The following is a 17,924-nucleotide window of genomic DNA, read 5'->3' as shown; positions in this document are numbered from 1 at the left end:
TTCATTCGGTTACGTTCATGGACGTACAGCGTCTCTTGCGGGGAGAACGGCGGTACATCAGCGTGTAGCATGCGTTCATCTCCGGGTGTCCCTCCACGCTCAACTCCACTCCGAAACGGTCGGTGTCCCATGCGGGAAGCCGGAACCGGGCCGTCGGTCCCGCCGTATTGCGGTTCGGTTCGACGGAAGGGCTTTCCCAGCGCAGGATGCGTTCCTCCGCACGGCCCGCACGGAGGGTTACGGTGACGACGAAGGGTCCCGTCCGGGCGAAAACGTCGTTGAGTATCCAGACCTCGGCTTCGAACGTCTCGTCTTCCTTCCAGTCGAAGCGGGCGAAACGGGCGCTGGCGCAGAGCGGACGGCAGGCCCGGCGGACTTCGGCGATCGCCGGTTTGAGCACCGCGGGATAGGCTACCAGCGAATTGTTGGCCGCTGCGGGCCACGGCTCGTCGAAACACCAGTTGAGCGCCATGGAGCAGTAGGGTTTCTGGCGGCGCGCCTCCTCGAATACGGCCTTGTAGCCTTCGCCCTGCAACAGGGAACTTTGGGCGATCAGCTCGTCGAGCGTTTCGGCCGGCGGAAAATAGCGGGCGAGCGTGGGCAGTCCGAGCCATGTCGAGGGATCGCCGTCCCAGGCTCCGAAGGCGTGATGTTCCTCCCAGGCCGTGCCGGGACGCGGCGGGAAAAGCTCTTCGGCGGGAATGATCCCTTCGAGAACCTCCCGCGGCGAGATACCCGGAATGCCGAATTCGGTGTAGGCCGTGAAGCGGCTGCCGTTCATCATGCGGAAAACGTCCTTTCCCTGCCAGCGGAACAGGTAGTGGCCGTGAGCCATGCCGTTGAGGGGCGACGTGGCGTTGAACGGGATTTCGGGGGAGAGCCGGTAACACAGCGCGTTCAGCAGCCGCAGCGGAAGCGACTGGTCGGTCATTCCCGACCAATTGTTGAACAATTCGTTGCCTCCGCACCAGACCGCCAGCGAGGGGTGTCGGCGCAGCCTTCGGATGATCGCCGCGGCCTCCCGTTCCAGTACGGCGAGGTACTCCGGGTCGTCGGGATAGCAGTTGCACGACAGCGGAAATTCCTGCCAGACCATTATTCCCCGGCGGTCGCAGCACTCGAAGAAGGCGTCCTTATTGACGATGCCGCCGCCCCACGAACGCAGCATGTTGAAATGGGTCTCCGCGGCAATTCCGATCAGCGTTTCGTAACGGGCCGCATCGACCGTGCCGGGGAACAGTTCGGGGCAGACCCAGTTGGAGCCCTTGGCGAAGATGCGGCGGCCGTTCAGCTCGACCTGCGCGGGGGCGGCGCTCCGGGTTTTGGGAAAGCCGGCGGGTTCGCTCCAGGCCCCCTCGTTCATCACCAGACGGATGCGGCGGAAACCGATCCGCTCCTCCACGCATTCCAGATCGCACCCTGCGGCGTCGCGGAGCGTGTAGCGCGAGGTGTACAGCGCGGGTTCCCCGTGGTCGTGGGTCCACCACAGCCGGGGGTTCTCCAGCCGCGCCGCGAGCGGTTGTCCGACGGCTCCTTCGGCCCGGGCCGCGCAGCGGCCGCGGTCGTCGAAGAGTTCCCAGACGCCGCGGCATTCCCCGCACTCCGCGCCCCGGCTTTCGATCCGCAGATCGGCGCCGGACAGGTCGTCGTCGAGGGTATAGACGACATCGACCTCCCGGAGGTGGGACCGGCGGCGGATCTGGAGGCCCGTTTCGTCCCAGATACCCAGCGGGACGAGCCGCGGATGCCAGTCCCAGCCGTAGCCCACGGCGGGTTTCACGGAGGCCGAAGCCTGTGTGCGGTCGTCCGGCATTCCGGCGCGTTTGGGAACGGGAAACAGGAGTATTTCGAGCCGGTTGCGGGGGTGGAGGTGCGGCGTGAGGTCGATCTCCACGGGTGCGAACATGCCTTCGCGGGCCAGGAGGAGCGTGTCGTTGAGGCGGATTTCGTAGCGGTAGTCGATCCCCTTCGATACGAACCAGAGCTGCCGGTCCTGCCCGAGCCCGGGGGCGTCGAACTCCGCGCGGTAGGTGAAGAAACGGTCCTCCATCCACGTCATGCGGCGGTAGTTGTCCGCACGGTTGTAGTCGGGATACCCTTCGGCGCGGGCCATGTCGAGCTGCACGGCGCCCGGAACCGTCGCCGGAACGAACCGTTCCGGCACGGATTTCCGATCCGGCGCGTGTCCGACGATCCACGTAAGCGGTTCTGTTTTTCGGGTTCTGATCATCGTCTTAACGGGGGTATTCGTTGCAGAGCAAAAATTCGGCGGGCCGGTCCTCGTCGATTCGCGGATAGCGTCCCAGCGGTTCGTAGAAGCGGTTGTCGGCCGTATCGTCATTGACCGTCGAAACTTCGCCGGCCAGACAGTCGCCGCCCTCGGCCCAGAACGTATGGTACACGTAAGGCTCGAAGGTGATGCTTTGTCCCGGCCGCAGCCGGAAGGTCTCTCCGGCGCGCACGGTCGTCTCGATGCCGTCGATGCGGAACGTGCACTCGGCGTCGGCCGGGCGTTCGGCTTCGTCGGCACGCCAGACTCTCATGCACAGCTCGCCTCCGCCGCGGTTGATGATATCCTCCATCTTGTGCCAGTGGAAGTGCATCGGCGTCGCCTGTCCTTCGCGTACCACCATGATCTTTTCGCAGTAGGGTTTGCGGTCGTGCGGGGGATTCCCGTTGCGCAGCGTGAAGAGCGTCAGCCCCTCGCGTGCGAAGTCGCCCTTGCCGAAGTCGGTTACGTCCCATCCCAGGGCGTTGTCGCGGATTTCGCGGCAGGCATCGCCGCAGTCCGCCCACATGGCGGGGGTCCAGGTCGCCCATTCGGGCAGTGCGAAGCGTTGTTCGGCGAGGAAGTCCAGCGCTTCCCGCACGTATCGGTTTATTTCGGAGCGTTTCATAGTTCGGTATAGTTTCGGTGAATGAATTCGTTGAGTCGGTGCAGAGTCGGAGCGCCTCCTGTGCTGGTGGCGCTGAAGAGGTTGAAGCGGGCCGAGGCGTTGGCCGTCCGCAGGGCGTCGCGCAGCGGCATCCGTTCGTGCTGGGCGTAGAGCATTCCGGCGCAGAAGGCGTCTCCGGCGCCCACGGACGAGACGATCTCGTGCCGTGCGACCGGTACGGAGTCGCACCAGCACCGTTCGCCGCTGCGGGAGACGGCATAGCCGCCTTCGGGGAAATGGATCGCGCAGAGTCTTCCCACGCCGCGGCCGAGGAGCATGGCGGCCGCCTCTTCCACGCGTTCCCGCAGCAGGGAGCCTTCCGGCGTGCGGAGCTGCAAACCGCAGACGGCTCCCGCCTCGATCTCGTTGACGATGAAATAGTCGGTGTACGGAAGACAGGGGCCGACGATCTGCCGGAAACGGTCGCTCTCTTCGGAGACCACGTCCACCGACGTTTCGTACCCCTTGCGGCGCAGTCCGTCGAGGACGCGGGCCGCGACGACGCCGTATTCGGGATCCGGCCTGTCCAGCTCGTCGAGCAGGAGCAGGTAGCCCAGATGGAAAATCCGGGCCGGGGATTCCATACGCGCGATCTCTTCGGCGCCGAGGCGGGCGTTGGCGCCGCGGAAGTGGAAGAAGGTGCGGCAGCCGCCGTTGATCTCCGACATGACGTCGGTGTAGGAGGTGGCGCAGTCGTCGAGCGTCAGCATGTTGCGCCGGTCGATGCCGCAGCGGTCGATTTCGCGCAGGACGTAGTCGCCGAACGCGTCGCGGCCGATGCAGCCGCCGGCATAGAGCGGAAGGTCCGTGCCGAGGCGTGCCAGATCGGCCAGCACGTTGTGCGAGCAGCCGCCCAGTCCGGTTTCGATGCGGGAGATGGTCGTCAGGTTGCCCCGCGTGGGATACCGCTCGATGATCTTGATGTTGTCAACCAGCCAGTTGCCGGCCGAAATGATTCCTTTTCGTTCCATGACACCGGGCGTTTCAGGCTTTGCCGTCGCTTTCGAAGAGCCGGATGTGCTCCGCGACGGCCCGTTGGGAAGCTTCGATGATTCGTCGTTTTATCCCGATGTATCCGGGCGAACCGCCCCGGGCGAGGTATTCCGCGACCGCTTCGGCCGCGGCGATCTGGATCGCCGTGGCGACGTTGATCTTGCAGATGCCGTTGCGGATGCAGGCCTTGAAGTCCTCTTCGCTTGTGCCGCTGCCTCCGTGCAGGACCAGCGGCACGGCGTTCCGGGCATGGATCTCGCGCAGCCGGGCGATATTGAGCCGCGGGGTGGCCGTGTAGCGTCCGTGAAGATTGCCGATGGCTATGGCCAGCGCGTCGGTTCCGGTTCGGGCGATGAACCGCGCCGACTCTTCGACGTCGGTGAAGACGTCGGCGGCCGCGGCCGCCGTGCCTTCGCCTCCGAAGCCGGTGTCGCCCACCCGTCCCAGTTCGGCTTCTACATCGACGCCTGCGGCGTGCGCCAGCCGGACGACGAGCCGGGTCTGCTCGGCGTTCTCTTCGAAAGGCAGTTCCGCGCCGTCGAACATGACCGACGTGAATCCCTCCCGGACGGCCCGGATGCAGGTTTCGATACTCCGGCCGTGGTCGAGGTGGACGGCGACGGGGACTTTCGCATCGCGGGCCGCCCGCAGGAATACCGGGGCCATCAGCTCCATCGGAGCTTCGGGGAACTGCACTTCGGCCAGTTGCAGAATGATCGGCGAATGCAGCTCCTCGGCCGCGGCGACGGCCCCCATGACGTTTTCGACGCTCAGGCAGTTGAAGGCCCCGACGGCGTAGCGTCGCCGGAGAGCGTCTCGGGTTATTTCTCTGAATGGTATCAGCATGATCGGAAAATGGTTTGAGTGAAGGCGGCCGAATGTGAAAGTTTCATGATTCAAAGATAGCGGGTCCGGACGAGAAAAACCGGTGGAATATCGACATAAGCGCGTGATATTTTGACAAGATGAACGAAGTTTCGCCTGTCGTGTAATGCGGTATGGATCAGTGATATGTATATTTCTTCCGAGGGTGTGCGCAGGGGATGCGATCGTGTGAAAATATTGCTACGTTTTGTCAATATATCACCATGTATTTGCTTTTCTTTGGGCTATATTTGTAATAGTCCGTTTGGACGGATTCGTGCAAAATTCGTTTCCGCACACCTTTTATTTATACGGCCGATTGTGAAAACCAAACCTTCTAACCTATTTGAAACATGATTGAAAAGAGACTATTCATGCTGTTGGCTTCCCTGCTGCTGTACGGCGCCGGCCTCTCCGCCCAGGAGATGACCGTACGGGGAGTGGTGACGGGCGGTTCCGACGGACAGCCTGTCGCGGGCGCGTCGGTGGTGGTCAAGGGTTCCGTCAGGGGCACGACGACCGATGCGTCGGGCACATACGCCCTGGACGTCGCCGCGGACGATGTGCTCGTGGTATCGTTCCTCGGTTACAAGACGCAGGAAGTGAACGTGGCCGGCAGGACCGCCGTGGACGTGAGGCTTCAGGAGGAGGCCGAACTGGTAGACGAGGTGGTCGTGATCGGCTACGGTACGATGAAGAAGAGCGACCTGACGGGAAGCGTGGCCTCGGTGAGGGCCTCCGACGTGACGCAGGTTTCGTCGGGGTCGATCGACAAGCTGCTCCAGGGACGCGTCGCCGGTCTGACGGTGATCGACAATTCGAACGACAGTCCCGAGGGCGGCGTGACGGTCCGGGTGCGCGGCATCAGTTCCATCAACGGGTCCAACTCCCCGCTGGTGGTCGTGGACGGAGTTCCGATGGGCGACGCCGGAAACCTCAAGAGCGTCAATCCGGGCATCATCGAGTCGATCGAAGTGCTGAAAGACGCTTCGGCCACGGCGATTTACGGTTCGCGCGGCGCCAACGGCGTCATCATGATCACGACCAAAAGCGGCAGGAAGGAGCATCAGAACGTCTGGTTCTCGGGCAAGGTCGGCGTGGGCGTTTTCAGCGATCGGCTCGACTACTGGCGCGATCCGGTGACGATGGCCCGTCTGGAGAACGAGTCGTACGAGAACGGCGGCGCCGAAGGACCCTACACGGGCAAGATATGGGCCGACGGGACCTATTACCCCTCCGTTTCCGAGATCGAAAGCGGCGAATGGCCCTATCGCACCCGGTGGGCCGACTATGTGTTCCGGACCTCCGTTACGCAGGATTACAACGTGGGAATCGAAGGCAGCAACGCGAAGAACCGCTACTATGTGAGCTTGGGGTATTACGACGGCGAGGGCATGCAGCACAACGACGACTACGAGAAGTACACGGTCGATATGTCGTACGACAACCAGGTGGCCCGCAATGTCAAGCTGAAGACCAAGGCGGGATTCGTGCGGGGATTCCGGACCTACAACAACGGGACGAGCTACGGCTGCAATCCCCTCTGGCCGGTCTATAACGGCGACGGCTCCTATTTCAAGAGCCAGCCCAAGGATTACAGCAATCCCGTGATGATAAACAACGAGGTCAAGAAGGAGTCGGACGACATGTCCGGCTATGCGCTCGTGAAGGCCGACTGGTCGATTCTGCCGGGCTTGACGCTTTCGGTTTCGGGCAACGCCCGGGCCGAACAGAGCCGTTCGGCGTTTTTCAATCCGCCGCTTTACACGCAGGCGGGCGACAACTACAACGGGGAGGGCGGCAACAGCGAGTCCACCTATGTTAATCTCACTACGGACGGATACCTGACCTACGACAGAACCTTCGGCGACCACGCCTTTTCGGCCATGGTCGGCGGCAGTTACGAGAACAGCGTAAGCCGGGGATCGAGCATCACCGGACGGGGCTTTTCGAACGCCGCGCTCGAGGACGAAGTGGTTTCCGGCGCCGACAAGGTCATCACCACCACGTCGCGCAGTCAGGAGATGCTCGCTTCGGGCTTCACGCGTCTGAACTACACCTACAAGAACCGCTACCTGTTCACCTTTACGGCCCGTGCCGACGGGGCGTCGAAATTCGCCAAGGGACACCGTTGGGGCTTCTTCCCCTCGGGCGCCGTGAGCTGGAAGATGGAGGAGGAGCCGTGGATCAGGTCGCTCGGATTTTTCGACCAGCTCAAGCTGCGCGCCAGCTACGGCGTTTCGGGCAATCAGGGCATTTCGCCCTACCAGACCTTCGAGCGTTTCGGCTACGACTACTATTGGTGCAACGGCGAAGAGTACACGGTTTACGGCATCGGTTATCAGGACGGCCGCGAGGGGCTCGGCGACCGTTTCGTCACCTATGCGGGCATGGCCAACCACGAACTGACGTGGGAGAAGACGGCCCAGTTGGACATCGGCCTCGACCTCTCGATCCTCAAGGGACGGCTGAACGTCACGTTCGACTACTATTACAAACGCACCACCGACCTGCTGCGCAAGCAGTACCTCTCTCCCAGCACCGGGTTCGACACGGTGTGGGTCAATGACGGCGAGATCCGCAACAAGGGTTTCGAGGTGGCCGTCACGGGACACATCGTCTCGACGAAGGACTGGAATTTCAGCGCGACCGGCATCTTCAGCCTCAACCGCAACAAGGTCGTGTCGATCGGCACGGCCGAGAACTCGGGCTGTACGGTCGATGCCAACGGCATCTATTATACGCAGTACGGCGGCAGCGTTTACAACGACGCCTTCCTCAACGTGCTGGCCATCGGCTACCCCGTCAATTCGTTCTACGGTTACATGGTGAACGGCATCATCCAGACGCCGCAGGGCGACGGGTCGAGTCCCAACACCCGTCCGGGAGAGTTCAACTATGCGGGGCTCAACGCCGACGGAACGCTCGATCCCGACCGGCGCGTGATTATCGGCGATCCGAATCCCAAGTTCACCTCGAGTCTCAACCTCTCGCTGTCGCACCGGATCGGTCTGGACCTTTCGGTGATGATGTACGCCGTCTATGGCAACGACATTTTCTCCTACCGGAAGCTCACCTCTCCGGCGCTGATGTCCGGCAGGTGGACGCCGGAGCGCCCCACGAACGAGCGCCCCAGCCTGCGGTACAACCGCCAGTACCATGCCTCTTCGTGGTCGGTCGAGGACGGTTCGTTCCTGCGCATCTCCAACATCATGCTGGGCTATACCCTGCCGGAAAACAAAATCCGGGGCATCAAGCACCTGCGCGTGTTCGTGAGCGCCAGCAACCCCTTCACCTTCTCGAAAGTCAGCGAATACGATCCCGAAGTGGGAGAGAACGGCATCGGGGGCGTCGCCTATCCCAAGGTCTGCGTCATCACCGCCGGCGCGGAGTTCAAATTCTAACCTGATAGAGCCATGTTGAAAATGAAAAAGACATTCCGATACCTGCTTCTGCTCGGGGCACTGACGGGCTTCGCCTCCTGCCTCGACGAAGTTCCCTACGGCACTTATTCGAACGAGACCTTCTACAATACGGAGGCCGATGCCGAATCCGCGCTGATGTACGCTTACGTGCCGATCAACTACATCGACTATTGCGGCCGATTCCTCTTCTTCCTGAGCGACGTGCCGACCAACCAGTACAAATCCTACGGCAAGGCCGACGAAAGCCCGCTGTTCCAGTGGGACATCACTCCGACGAGCGACGAGGCCATCTACTTTTTCAAGTCGGCCTACGTAAGTCTGGCGCGCACCAATTCGGTGCTGGAGAACGTCTCGCGCATGACGTCCATCTCGGCGATGGCGCGCAACAGGATTCTCGGCGAGGCGCATTTCCTGCGCGCTTTCAACCACTTCATGCTGGTCATCAACTACGGCAGCGTGCCCATCCGGTCGAAAACCGTTTCGACCGTCTCCGACTCCTACAAGGATTTCGCCCCGATCGAGAAGATCTACGGGTTCATCATCGGCGAGCTGGAGGAGGCCATCGGTCTGCTGCCCGTGAACAAGGTGCAGGGCCGGGCCGACAAGGTCGCCGCGCAGGCGCTGCTGGCGCGGGTTTACCTCTACCTCGCCTCCTCGAAGGCTTCGGGCGCTCCGGGCTACGACTGGGTCGCCGATGCCGATGACATGTATGCGTTGGCGGCGCAGTATGCCTCCGACGTGCTCGAAGGGCAGACCGTCTATCGTCTCGACCCCGATCTGGGCAATGTTTACGACGTCGATCACCAGGCCGACGGCGTGGAGCATATCTTCATGACCTCGATGAACCGCGAGGCCAGCGGCATGGAAGGCACTTATTCGCAGCTGCCCCAGATGTTCGCGATCCAGACGGGCAATATCGTCTATATCTCCTCGTCGCTCGCCGGCGGAGGCGAAGTGATGAAGTTCATGAATTACGAGTCGGGGTTCCAGGTGATGCGCGTGGACAACGAATTCCGTGACACGTATGACGATGCGGACCTGCGCAAACAACTGATGGTTACGACGATATACAACGAAGACGGCAGCGTGCTGGCGACTTACGACCCTTCGAATCTGACGAGCAGCGACAACGTGAAGAACAAGTTCTTCTATCCGTTCTGCCGCAAGTACACCGATCCGAAGTCGAACTCGAACCGGACGTCGGCGAATCTCTACCTGATCCGGTTCGCCGAAGTGGCGCTCACCTACGCCGAAGCCGCGGGACCGACCGAGGAGGGATATAAATGGGTGAACGAGGTGCGCAAACGCGCCGGGCTGGGAGCGCTGCCCGAGGGGCTTTCGGTCGCGGACTTCCGCGAGGCGGTGATTCAGGAGCGCATCAAGGAGCTGGCCTTCGAGGGACACGGCATCTACGAACTGCGCCGGCTCAACCGGGCCGACGAGCGGCATATCACCAACAAGGCCTTCAAGCCGACCTACGCCTATTTCTATCCGGCTCCCCAGCGGGAGATGGACCTCAACCCCCAGCGATAACCGACCTAATACCAACGCATCATGAAACGATCGTACAATGAATACCTGCTGCCGCTGCTCGCCCTCGCGGGTGCGTGGCTGACGGCCTGTTCGGAGGACGGGACCGATCCCGCGAACCCCTACGAGGGGAACTTCACGCTCACGACGCAGGCCGAGGTCGATGCCTTTCCCACCCGCCGCGAGGCCAACCGGATCACGGTCACGGGCGGCGACATCACCGATCTCTCGTCGCTCGACGTGTCGGCCGTCGGCACGCTCGTCATCCGGAATACGGGCATCGGAACGCTGACGCTTCCGAAGACCTTCTCCGTGGCCACGAAACTCGAAATCGCGGAAAACGAATCGCTGGTCTCCGTCGGAGACCTGGCGCTCAGGTTCGTCATCGGCGACATCCATATCGAGGACAATCCGCAGCTGACCGACATCAGCGGTCTCATGAATCTCAAGAAAATGACCGGAAAGCTCTTCGTCACGGGGAACTCCCTGCTGGGCGAGGACAAGCCCGATCAGCCCGATACCTACGGATTCAACGTCATCAAGTACCTTATTTCCAATTCGGTGCTCGATTCGGACAACGTGACCCTGTCGAACAACCATCCGCTGGCCGTAACCGACCCGTCGCTGATCGGGCAGGGCGGCGAGTCGGGCGGCGTGTACAGCTATACGATCAAATCCGACGCCGAGGCCGCCGCATTCAGCCCCTCGGGCAAGGAGGTGAAGGACCTCACCGTGACGGGACCCCAGGTCACCGACGACGGCATGGCCCTGCTGGCCTCGAAAATCGACGTCGTACAGGGGACCATGACCATCGACGGTGCGGCGATCAAGACCACCGAGACCTTCTTCGGCAAGGTGGAGTGCCGCGGCGGCATCGTCCTGCGCAACATCGAAACCTACGACGAGGACAGCGGCAACAAGTTCTTCAACAACAACGGATTCAAGAACATCACGCAGATCAGCGGCGATTTCGTGCTGGAGAATATCCCCTACCTGATTCACTGGGGTTCCGGCAACGGCTTCGCGCAGATCGTCCGCGTGGAGGGCGACCTGACGGTGCGCAACTGCGGCATGCAGCAGATGGCCTTCGCCTCGCTGTCCGAAGTCGGCGGCGACATGACGCTGGAGGACAACTGCGTGGAGACCTACCAGGGATTCTTTTGGAATCTGGCCACCGATCTGCGCCGTATCGGCGGAAACCTCACGCTTATCGGCAACGATCACCAGAACGGACTGGGCGGTTTCGAGAAACTGGAGTATCTGGGCGGCGACATCACGATTGCGGAGTGCGGTACGGACGTCAGCGCCGGAGGAGGCATCCCGTATGTCTCGGTCGCCGGACAGGTGGGTTTCGACCTGGTGGAGCGGTGGATCGTCTCCGGGGTGGTGCAGCCCGGGGCAGCGGTCGATTGCCGCTATGCCGACGGTTCGTCCGTCGAGTTTTCGGAAGTACCCGATCCGGGAACGCCCCGGACCTATACGATCGCGGGACGGGACGAACTGCTGGCTTTCGCTCCGCAGGACGGTTCGGCCGTCGGGGAGACGGTGCAGGACCTCACGATTCTCGATCCGGACAATACGATTTCGGATCACGATCTGTCGTTCGTCAAGAACCGCGTCGGGAAGATCGCCGGGACCCTGACCGTCGAGGGAACCTCCCTGACGACGACCGAAGTGCTCTTCAACGACGGAGGGTTCACGGTGGACGGCGGCATCGTCTTCCGCAACTGTGCGCAACTGTTCAATCTGAACGGCATGAAGTCGATGACGGCGGTCGGCGGCGACCTCGTCTTCGAGAACTGTCCGAAGATCGCGACCAACTGGGGAGCCGGGAGCTGCCTCTCTCAGATAGAGAGCGTGGCCGGCAGCGTGAAGCTCTCGGGGGTCGCCGAACCGATGGCGGGCGTGACTTTCCTTTCGCTCCGGAGCGTAGGCGGCGACTTTACGGTGGAGAACTGCAACGGCGACTTCTGGAATTTCGACGTCATGCCGCTCGAGACGGTGGGCGGCAGTCTGACGATCCGCGGCAATGCGAAGCTCAACGGTCTGGGCGGTTTCGCCGGGCTCCGGAGCGTCGGCGGCAACGTGACGGTGACGGGCAACGGGGCCGAGTCGGGCGGAATTCCCGTGGAATCCGTGTCCGGGCAGGTGGGACTCGATCTGCTCGGCGAACTTTACCGGGCGGGCGTCTTCTCCTCCGGGGCGGAGTTCGCCATCGAATCCAACGGAACGAACTACCGGATCGACGAATTGTAACGAAATATTGGCAACTGCGGTTCCGGCCGGAGACATCCGGCCGGAACCCTGAAAACCGAAATACAGATGAAAGGATCGAAATTCATACTATTCGCTGCGGCCTGCCTGCTTTCGGCGGCGGGCTGCGAAAAGGAGTGGGACCGGAGCCGGTGGCCCGAGATTCCGCAGAGGCCCGCTCCCGTGCCCAATACGGGCAATTACGCCTTCTCGGGCGGAACGATGTCGGAAGAGGTGCTGCACAACTACCTTTCGCGCGCCGTGACCCAGACGGAGTTTCTCGCCGGTCCCGAAACCTCGAACGACGGAGTGTACGGGACGGAGGACGACGAGCGGATGCTCCTCTCGATCGGGGCCAAATTCATCGGGCGGTCGATCTATTCGTGGGGGCATGAGGAGCTTTTCGTCGATGATGCGTGGCTCGCCGACGCCGGGGCGCGGATCGAGCGGATGCACCGTTCGGATCCCGACCTGATTTTCCAGGCGGCCCTGTTCGAGATCGTGACGACCCGGGTGAACGACATTCCCGTTCCGGAGTGGGTTTTCGAGGCTTTCGGACGGGAGCCCGAGGCCCGCAACTTCCGGTTCGACGCCATCTGCGACGAGAACGGCGTCTATCTGGAGCAGTGGGGCGAGAACACCTGCGTCCCCGACATGTCGCGCGAGGAGACGCAAATGTGGTTCTACTTCATGGCCGTAAAATACATGGAGGCCGGCATCGAGGCGTTCCACTGCGGGCAGGTGATGCTCATGGCGTCGATGGGCGATTCGGAAAACGGCTATGCGGGATACCGGACCCTGCTCTCCAAAATCCGCGAGGCGGCGACGACCAAGGCGGCGCGGGGAACGGTGCTGCTGGACGCCCACCTGGGCAACGGCGGCATCGTCGTCGATGGCGAACTGCTCTTCGACTTCGTGTCGTTCCCGTTGCGGGCGAAGGAGATCGCGGGCGAGCCGATGAAGGCGAAACTCGAAAAGGGATACCTCGATTCGGTGATCGGCTATACGAAGGGCGGCCGGACCCCGAGCGGCTGGACGGCCGAACGGATTCCGTATCTCCTCGAGTTCGACAACTTCGGCGTGAGCGACCATCCGGGACAGTATGACTGGAGCGACCACTACGTTTGGGGTTACGACGAAATATCGTGGTTCAGCCTGCTCGACGACGAGTACGCCCGCGAGTGGCTTGAATACGCCGTGGACTACCTCCGCAGCATGGATCCGATCGGGTACGTCCAGATGCCGGGCTGCCGCGTGTCGGTGTCGGGGCCTTCCCGGTTCTACCGCTGCAACACGCAGAGCGAGGCGTGCCCCACGGGCCGTTCGACCGAGGAGACCATCAGAAGATTGTGGAACGAATGACGATACCTGCCATGAAACGACTGTTCGTATTGCTTTCCGCCGCGCTGGGACTTTCCGCCAGCGCGGGCGCATGCGGCTCTGCGGAGCCGGATCCCTACCGCTTCGACGGTTCGATCTCCCGGGACGTGCTGGACCGCTACCTTTCGCGGGCCGTCACGATGTCGGAGTTCCTGACCGTCGATCCCTACTGCAACGACGGAACCTATCCCGACAAGGAGGCCGACGTGGAGTTCATCCGCAACACCGGCGCCAAGTTCATCGGCCGGGCGATCTACCGCTGGGGCGATGAGAAGGCGCTTGCCGAGCCGGGTTTCTGGGCCGGAGCCGAAGCGCTGATCGACCGTGTGCACGCCTTCGATCCGGACGTGATCTTCCAGGCCGCGACCTTCGAGGCGGTTTACCGCGAGGTCGGCGAGATCCCCGTGCCCGCCTGGGCTTTCGAGGCGCTGGGACTGCCCGTCGAGGAGCGCTGTTTCGATTATGCGCAGATGCTCGATCCCGGTGGAAAATACGTGGACCAGTGGGGGCCGGGAGCCAGCGTGCCGGACATCACGCGTGTCGAGACGCAGTTGTGGTTCATGTTCCTGATCGGCTCCTATGTCGATATCGGGGTCGAAGCCGTCCATCTGGGGCAGGTCTATCTGATCGGCATGAACGACCGCGGATGGCAGACATGGGACAGCTTTCTGAAGAAGGTGCGTGCCCGGGTCTGCCCGCGGGCCCGCCGTCACTTCGTGCTTTTTGACGCCCACACGGGCAGCCGGGGCATGATGGTCGGCGACAGAAGCCTGATCGACTTCAACTCCTTCCCGCTGCGGATCAAGGAGGTTCCCGAAAAGCCGATGGAGTGCGTGCTCGAGGCGGGGCATATCGACGCGGTTTACGGCAAAAGCCCCGGATGCGTGACGCCGAGCGGCTGGCGGTGCGACGCCCTGCCCTATCTGGTCGAGTTCGACAATTTCGGCGTGAGCGACCATCCGGGCGAGGCCGATCTGTCGGACCATTACGTTTGGGGCTATGACGAAATCACCTGGTTCTACCTGCAGGAACCCGATGCCCGCCGGGCCTGGCTGCGCTATGCCTACGGCTGGCTGCGCGAAAACGATCCGAACGGCCATCTCGAAATGCCCGGCGCACGGGTCGTGTCGGCGACGGCGGGCGGTCCCGCGTTCCTCTGCCGCGCCGTCGCGCAGAGCGACCGGGTTCCCTACGGCATGGGGATCGAGGAGACGATCCGGGAGCTGTGGCTCGGGAAATAGGACTTCTCCGGCCGGAAAAGGCTGCGGTGTTCCGAGGCCTTTCCGGCCGGTCACCCCTTGGGGATGACCGACGCCTTGAACTTGCGCCGGTAGTCGCTCGGCGTGGTGCCGATGCGTTCGCGGAAGACGCGGTTGAAATTGGAGATGTTGTTGAAGCCGCATTCGTAGCTGATCTCCGAAATCGTGTGTTCGGTCTCGATGATCATTTGCGCCGCGCGGTTGATCCGGAATCCGCTGAGGTAGTCCCAGAAGTTGTGCCGCGTGCGTTTTTTGAAAAAACGGCTCGCGGACGACGCCGGCATTCCGACCAGACGGCCGATTTCGTCGAGCGAAATCTTCCGGCTGTAATTCTGCTCCACGAACTGCACGATCTTGTTGATGCGGCGGCTGTGGGCGAAGGAGCCGTCGCCCTGAAGCCCGATCAGCTCGACCTTGGTCCGGTCGGCGCAGGCGAGTTCGTGGAGAATGTCGAGGAACAGCAGCACGGCTTCGAACCCTTCGAGGTGCGGCAGGCGCAGCAGCCGGTCGCGGACCCGGTCCGCGGTGTCCTCCGAAAACCGGATGCCCGGCGCGGGCTGGCAGAGCATCTCCCGGATCGGCCGCAGCTGGTCGGTGTCGAAAATGCCCCACGAGGGAAGGTTCTTGGAGAACTGGACGACGACCACTTCGCAGCGGACGTTCGCATAACTCTCGCCGCGTTTGTAGCAATGCAGCACGTTCGGGTTGGTGATGACCAGATCCTTCTCCGTAAAGTCCTCCACCAGATTGCCCACCGTTCGTTTGCCCCGGACGTGCAGCGTCAGGTTGAGTTCGTAGTCCTCGTGGAAATGGAGCGGGAAATCCATCTGGTTGTCGGGCCAGTGGTTCGCGATGAACAGGTCGTTTCCGCCCAGCGGAGTGATCTCTTTCAGAATGTACTTCATACCGTGCGGTTATCTGAACAAATATAGTGAAAATCGGCCGAAAATTCGTAATTTCAGGCGTTTTTCACTCGGTTCGTCCGAAAAAAATGGAAAAAATATGAACAGGATTCACATGTTTGCGGCCGCGGCGCTTCTGCTTTGTACGGCCGGTTGCCGGGACGAAGGCGTGGGACGCTGGGTCGATCCCAACATAGGGGGCGTGGCGCCGCTGCTGACGACCGTGATGCCGCAGGTGCACCGGCCGCACGCCATGGTGCGTATCTATCCCGTGACCGAACCGGGACTCAACGACCGTTACTTTTCCGACCGGATCTACGGCATCGCCCTCAACATGCCCCGTTACCGGAACGGGGCGGTGACTGCGATCATGCCCACGGCGGGCGATGTGTCGTTCGATCCGGAGCGCTCCTCGTCGTGGTACGACCACGACCTCGAGGAGCTGCATCCCTGGTCGCACCGTGTCTGGCTCGAGGATTTCGGCATCGGGGCGGCGTGGACGACGACCGAACGCGCGGCCCTCTACGAGTTCGACTTCACGGACGGAGACCGCCCTGCGAACGTGCTTTTCCGGCTTGCGGCGCAGGGCGAGGCGAGCGTGGACGGGAATCGGGTCGTGATGGGCTGGGAGGCGGTCGATTATGCCCGCCAGTACTTCTATGCCGTGGCCGACCGGCCGTTCGGAAAGGCGGGGACCTGCCGGGACGGCGTGCTTTCCGACTCGCTCTCCGCGGCGGGCCGGAATATCGGGGTCTGGCTTTCGGATCCGGCCGGCCGGGGCGTCGTGCGTTTCCGGGTCGGAATCTCCTATATCAGCGTGGAACAGGCCCGCGCCAACCTCGAAGCCGAGGCTGGGGAGGCGTCGTTCGCCGAGGTCCGGGAACAAAGCCGCGCGATCTGGGAGGAGACGCTGGGACGCATCCGGGTCGAAGGGGGAACCGAACGGGAGCGGCGGATTTTCTACACGTCGCTTTACCGGACCTGCGAGCGGATGGTCGAGCAGTCCGAGTACGGACGTTATTACAGCGGATTCGACCGCCGTGTGCACGAGGACGCGCGGCCGTTCTACAACGACGACTGGGCCTGGGATACCTACCGCAACCTGCATGCGCTGGGGATGCTGCTCGATCCGGAGCGGAAGGCGGACGAGTTGCAGTCCTATGTCCGGATGTACCGCCAGTGGGGCTGGGTTCCCCAGTTCCCCGAGCTGGTCGAATGGGGCGGCGACTGGTTCGAGGGAGCCTCGCCGGACTGGCACGGCGATCCGATGATCGGCAATCACGTCGCGTCGGTCGCCGCCGAAGCCATCCGCAAGGGGATCACCGATTTCGATGTGGAGACGCTTTACGAAGGGCTGCGCAAGAACGCGCTGGAGGGGACGATGATTCCTTGGCGGGCCGGAGCGGCCCGCGAGCCCGACCGGTTCTATGCCGAACACGGCTATTTCCCGGCGCTGGCGCCCGGGGAGAAGGAGAAATACCCCTATATCGACGACGGGTGGGAGAAACGGCAGGCCGTGTCGGTGACGCTCGAACATAGCTACGACGACTGGTGTCTGGCCCGGATCGCGCGCTATCTGGGACGTGACGAGGATTGCGAGCTGTTTCTGCAAAGGTCGCGCAACTACCTGAACCTATGGAATCCGGAGATCGGTTATTTCGCACCCAGAAACGAACGGGGCGAATGGATCGAACCGTTCGATCCGCAACTGAGCGACGGGTTCGGCGCCCGGAGCTATTTCGCCGAGGTCAATGCCTGTGTCCATGTTTTCCACGTGCAGCACGACATTCCGCGGCTGATCGCGCTGACGGGCGGTCCGGAAGCCTTCGTGCGCCGTCTCGACGAATCCTTCACCCGCGGTCCGAGGCTCGACAAATGGAAATTCATGGGCCGGATGCCCGATGCCACCGGACTTCAGGGGCTCATTCCGGCGGGGAACGAGCCTGCGTTCCACATCCCGTGGCTCTACAACTATGCCGGTGCGGCCTGGAAGACGCAGCACCGCGTGCGGCAGATTGCCGACATCTGGTTCGACGACCGTCCCACGGGATTGAGCGGCGACGACGACGGCGGGGCGCTCACGGCATGGTATGTTTTCGCCGCCATGGGATTCTATCCGGTCAATCCCGCCTCGGGCGAATACGCCCTGAGCACGCCGATTTTCGAGCGGGTGGAGATCGCGCTGCCCGGCGGCCGGAGTTTCGTGATAGAGGCTCCCGGAGCGTCGAAGGTCAATAAATACATCCGTGCGGCGCGGCTCGACGGGAAGCCCCTCGAACGGCCGTTCCTCACGCACGAGCAGATCGTGCGGGGCGGAGTGCTGCGGCTGGAGCTTGCGTCGCGGCCTTGTCCGGACTGTTTCCGGTAGCCGGAGCGGGTTCG

11 protein-coding genes are annotated in these 17,924 nt (G+C 62.5%); 6 read left to right on the top strand and 5 right to left on the bottom strand.

All coding sequences use genetic code 11. The features are described from left to right. Position 1: 1 nt before the first annotated feature. The 4 genes from KB554_RS11160 to KB554_RS11145 are packed head-to-tail and all read right to left on the bottom strand — an operon-like array spanning position 2 to position 4,775. A complete protein-coding gene (locus KB554_RS11160; protein ID WP_211036163.1) occupies positions 2 to 2,230 on the bottom strand; it encodes a hypothetical protein in 2,229 nt (742 codons plus the stop codon). Positions 2,231 to 2,234: 4 nt separating this feature from the next. After that, a complete protein-coding gene (locus KB554_RS11155; RefSeq protein WP_211036161.1) occupies positions 2,235 to 2,897 on the bottom strand; it encodes a D-lyxose/D-mannose family sugar isomerase in 663 nt (220 codons plus the stop codon). Then, on the bottom strand, positions 2,894 to 3,907 hold the full coding sequence (locus tag KB554_RS11150; protein WP_211036159.1) for a carbohydrate kinase family protein: 1,014 nt from the start codon (positions 3,905 to 3,907) through the stop codon (positions 2,894 to 2,896). The genes KB554_RS11155 and KB554_RS11150 overlap by 4 nt, the downstream gene beginning before the upstream one ends. A gap of 13 nt (positions 3,908 to 3,920) precedes the next feature. After that, positions 3,921 to 4,775, bottom strand: a complete 855-nt coding sequence (locus KB554_RS11145) for a class II fructose-bisphosphate aldolase (RefSeq protein WP_211036157.1) — start codon at positions 4,773 to 4,775, stop codon at positions 3,921 to 3,923. Positions 4,776 to 5,146: 371 nt separating this feature from the next. Between KB554_RS11145 and KB554_RS11140 the strand changes: the two genes are divergently transcribed. The 5 genes from KB554_RS11140 to KB554_RS11120 all read left to right on the top strand — a co-directional run bounded on the left by KB554_RS11140 (position 5,147) and on the right by KB554_RS11120 (position 14,622). After that, complete coding sequence (locus KB554_RS11140) at positions 5,147 to 8,197, top strand: TonB-dependent receptor (RefSeq protein ID WP_211036156.1); 3,051 nt, start codon at positions 5,147 to 5,149, stop codon at positions 8,195 to 8,197. Between the two features lie 12 nt (positions 8,198 to 8,209). After that, positions 8,210 to 9,751, top strand: a complete 1,542-nt coding sequence (locus KB554_RS11135) for a RagB/SusD family nutrient uptake outer membrane protein (protein ID WP_141428347.1) — start codon at positions 8,210 to 8,212, stop codon at positions 9,749 to 9,751. A 21-nt stretch (positions 9,752 to 9,772) separates the two neighbouring features. Beyond that, positions 9,773 to 12,004, top strand: a complete 2,232-nt coding sequence (locus tag KB554_RS11130; RefSeq protein ID WP_211036154.1) for a hypothetical protein — start codon at positions 9,773 to 9,775, stop codon at positions 12,002 to 12,004. Positions 12,005 to 12,070: 66 nt separating this feature from the next. Beyond that, positions 12,071 to 13,363: a hypothetical protein gene (locus KB554_RS11125; RefSeq protein WP_211036152.1), complete on the top strand. Its 1,293-nt coding sequence runs from the start codon at positions 12,071 to 12,073 to the stop codon at positions 13,361 to 13,363. Positions 13,364 to 13,374: 11 nt separating this feature from the next. Beyond that, positions 13,375 to 14,622 (top strand): hypothetical protein, encoded by a 1,248-nt coding sequence (locus KB554_RS11120; protein ID WP_242116260.1) that lies wholly within the window; start codon positions 13,375 to 13,377, stop codon positions 14,620 to 14,622. A 50-nt stretch (positions 14,623 to 14,672) separates the two neighbouring features. On the opposite strand, the gene KB554_RS11115 is transcribed toward KB554_RS11120, so the two are convergent. Further along, a complete protein-coding gene (locus KB554_RS11115) occupies positions 14,673 to 15,545 on the bottom strand; it encodes an AraC family transcriptional regulator (RefSeq protein ID WP_141428343.1) in 873 nt (290 codons plus the stop codon). A 97-nt stretch (positions 15,546 to 15,642) separates the two neighbouring features. Between KB554_RS11115 and KB554_RS11110 the strand changes: the two genes are divergently transcribed. Further along, a complete protein-coding gene (locus KB554_RS11110) occupies positions 15,643 to 17,910 on the top strand; it encodes a GH92 family glycosyl hydrolase (RefSeq protein WP_211036148.1) in 2,268 nt (755 codons plus the stop codon). Positions 17,911 to 17,924 lie beyond the last annotated feature (14 nt).

This window comes from Alistipes sp. Marseille-P2263 (assembly GCF_018101075.1).
In the GTDB taxonomy this organism is placed as follows: domain Bacteria; phylum Bacteroidota; class Bacteroidia; order Bacteroidales; family Rikenellaceae; genus Alistipes; species Alistipes dispar.
Note: the sequence above shows the minus strand (reverse complement) of the source record. Positions and strands in the feature narration are given on the sequence as shown.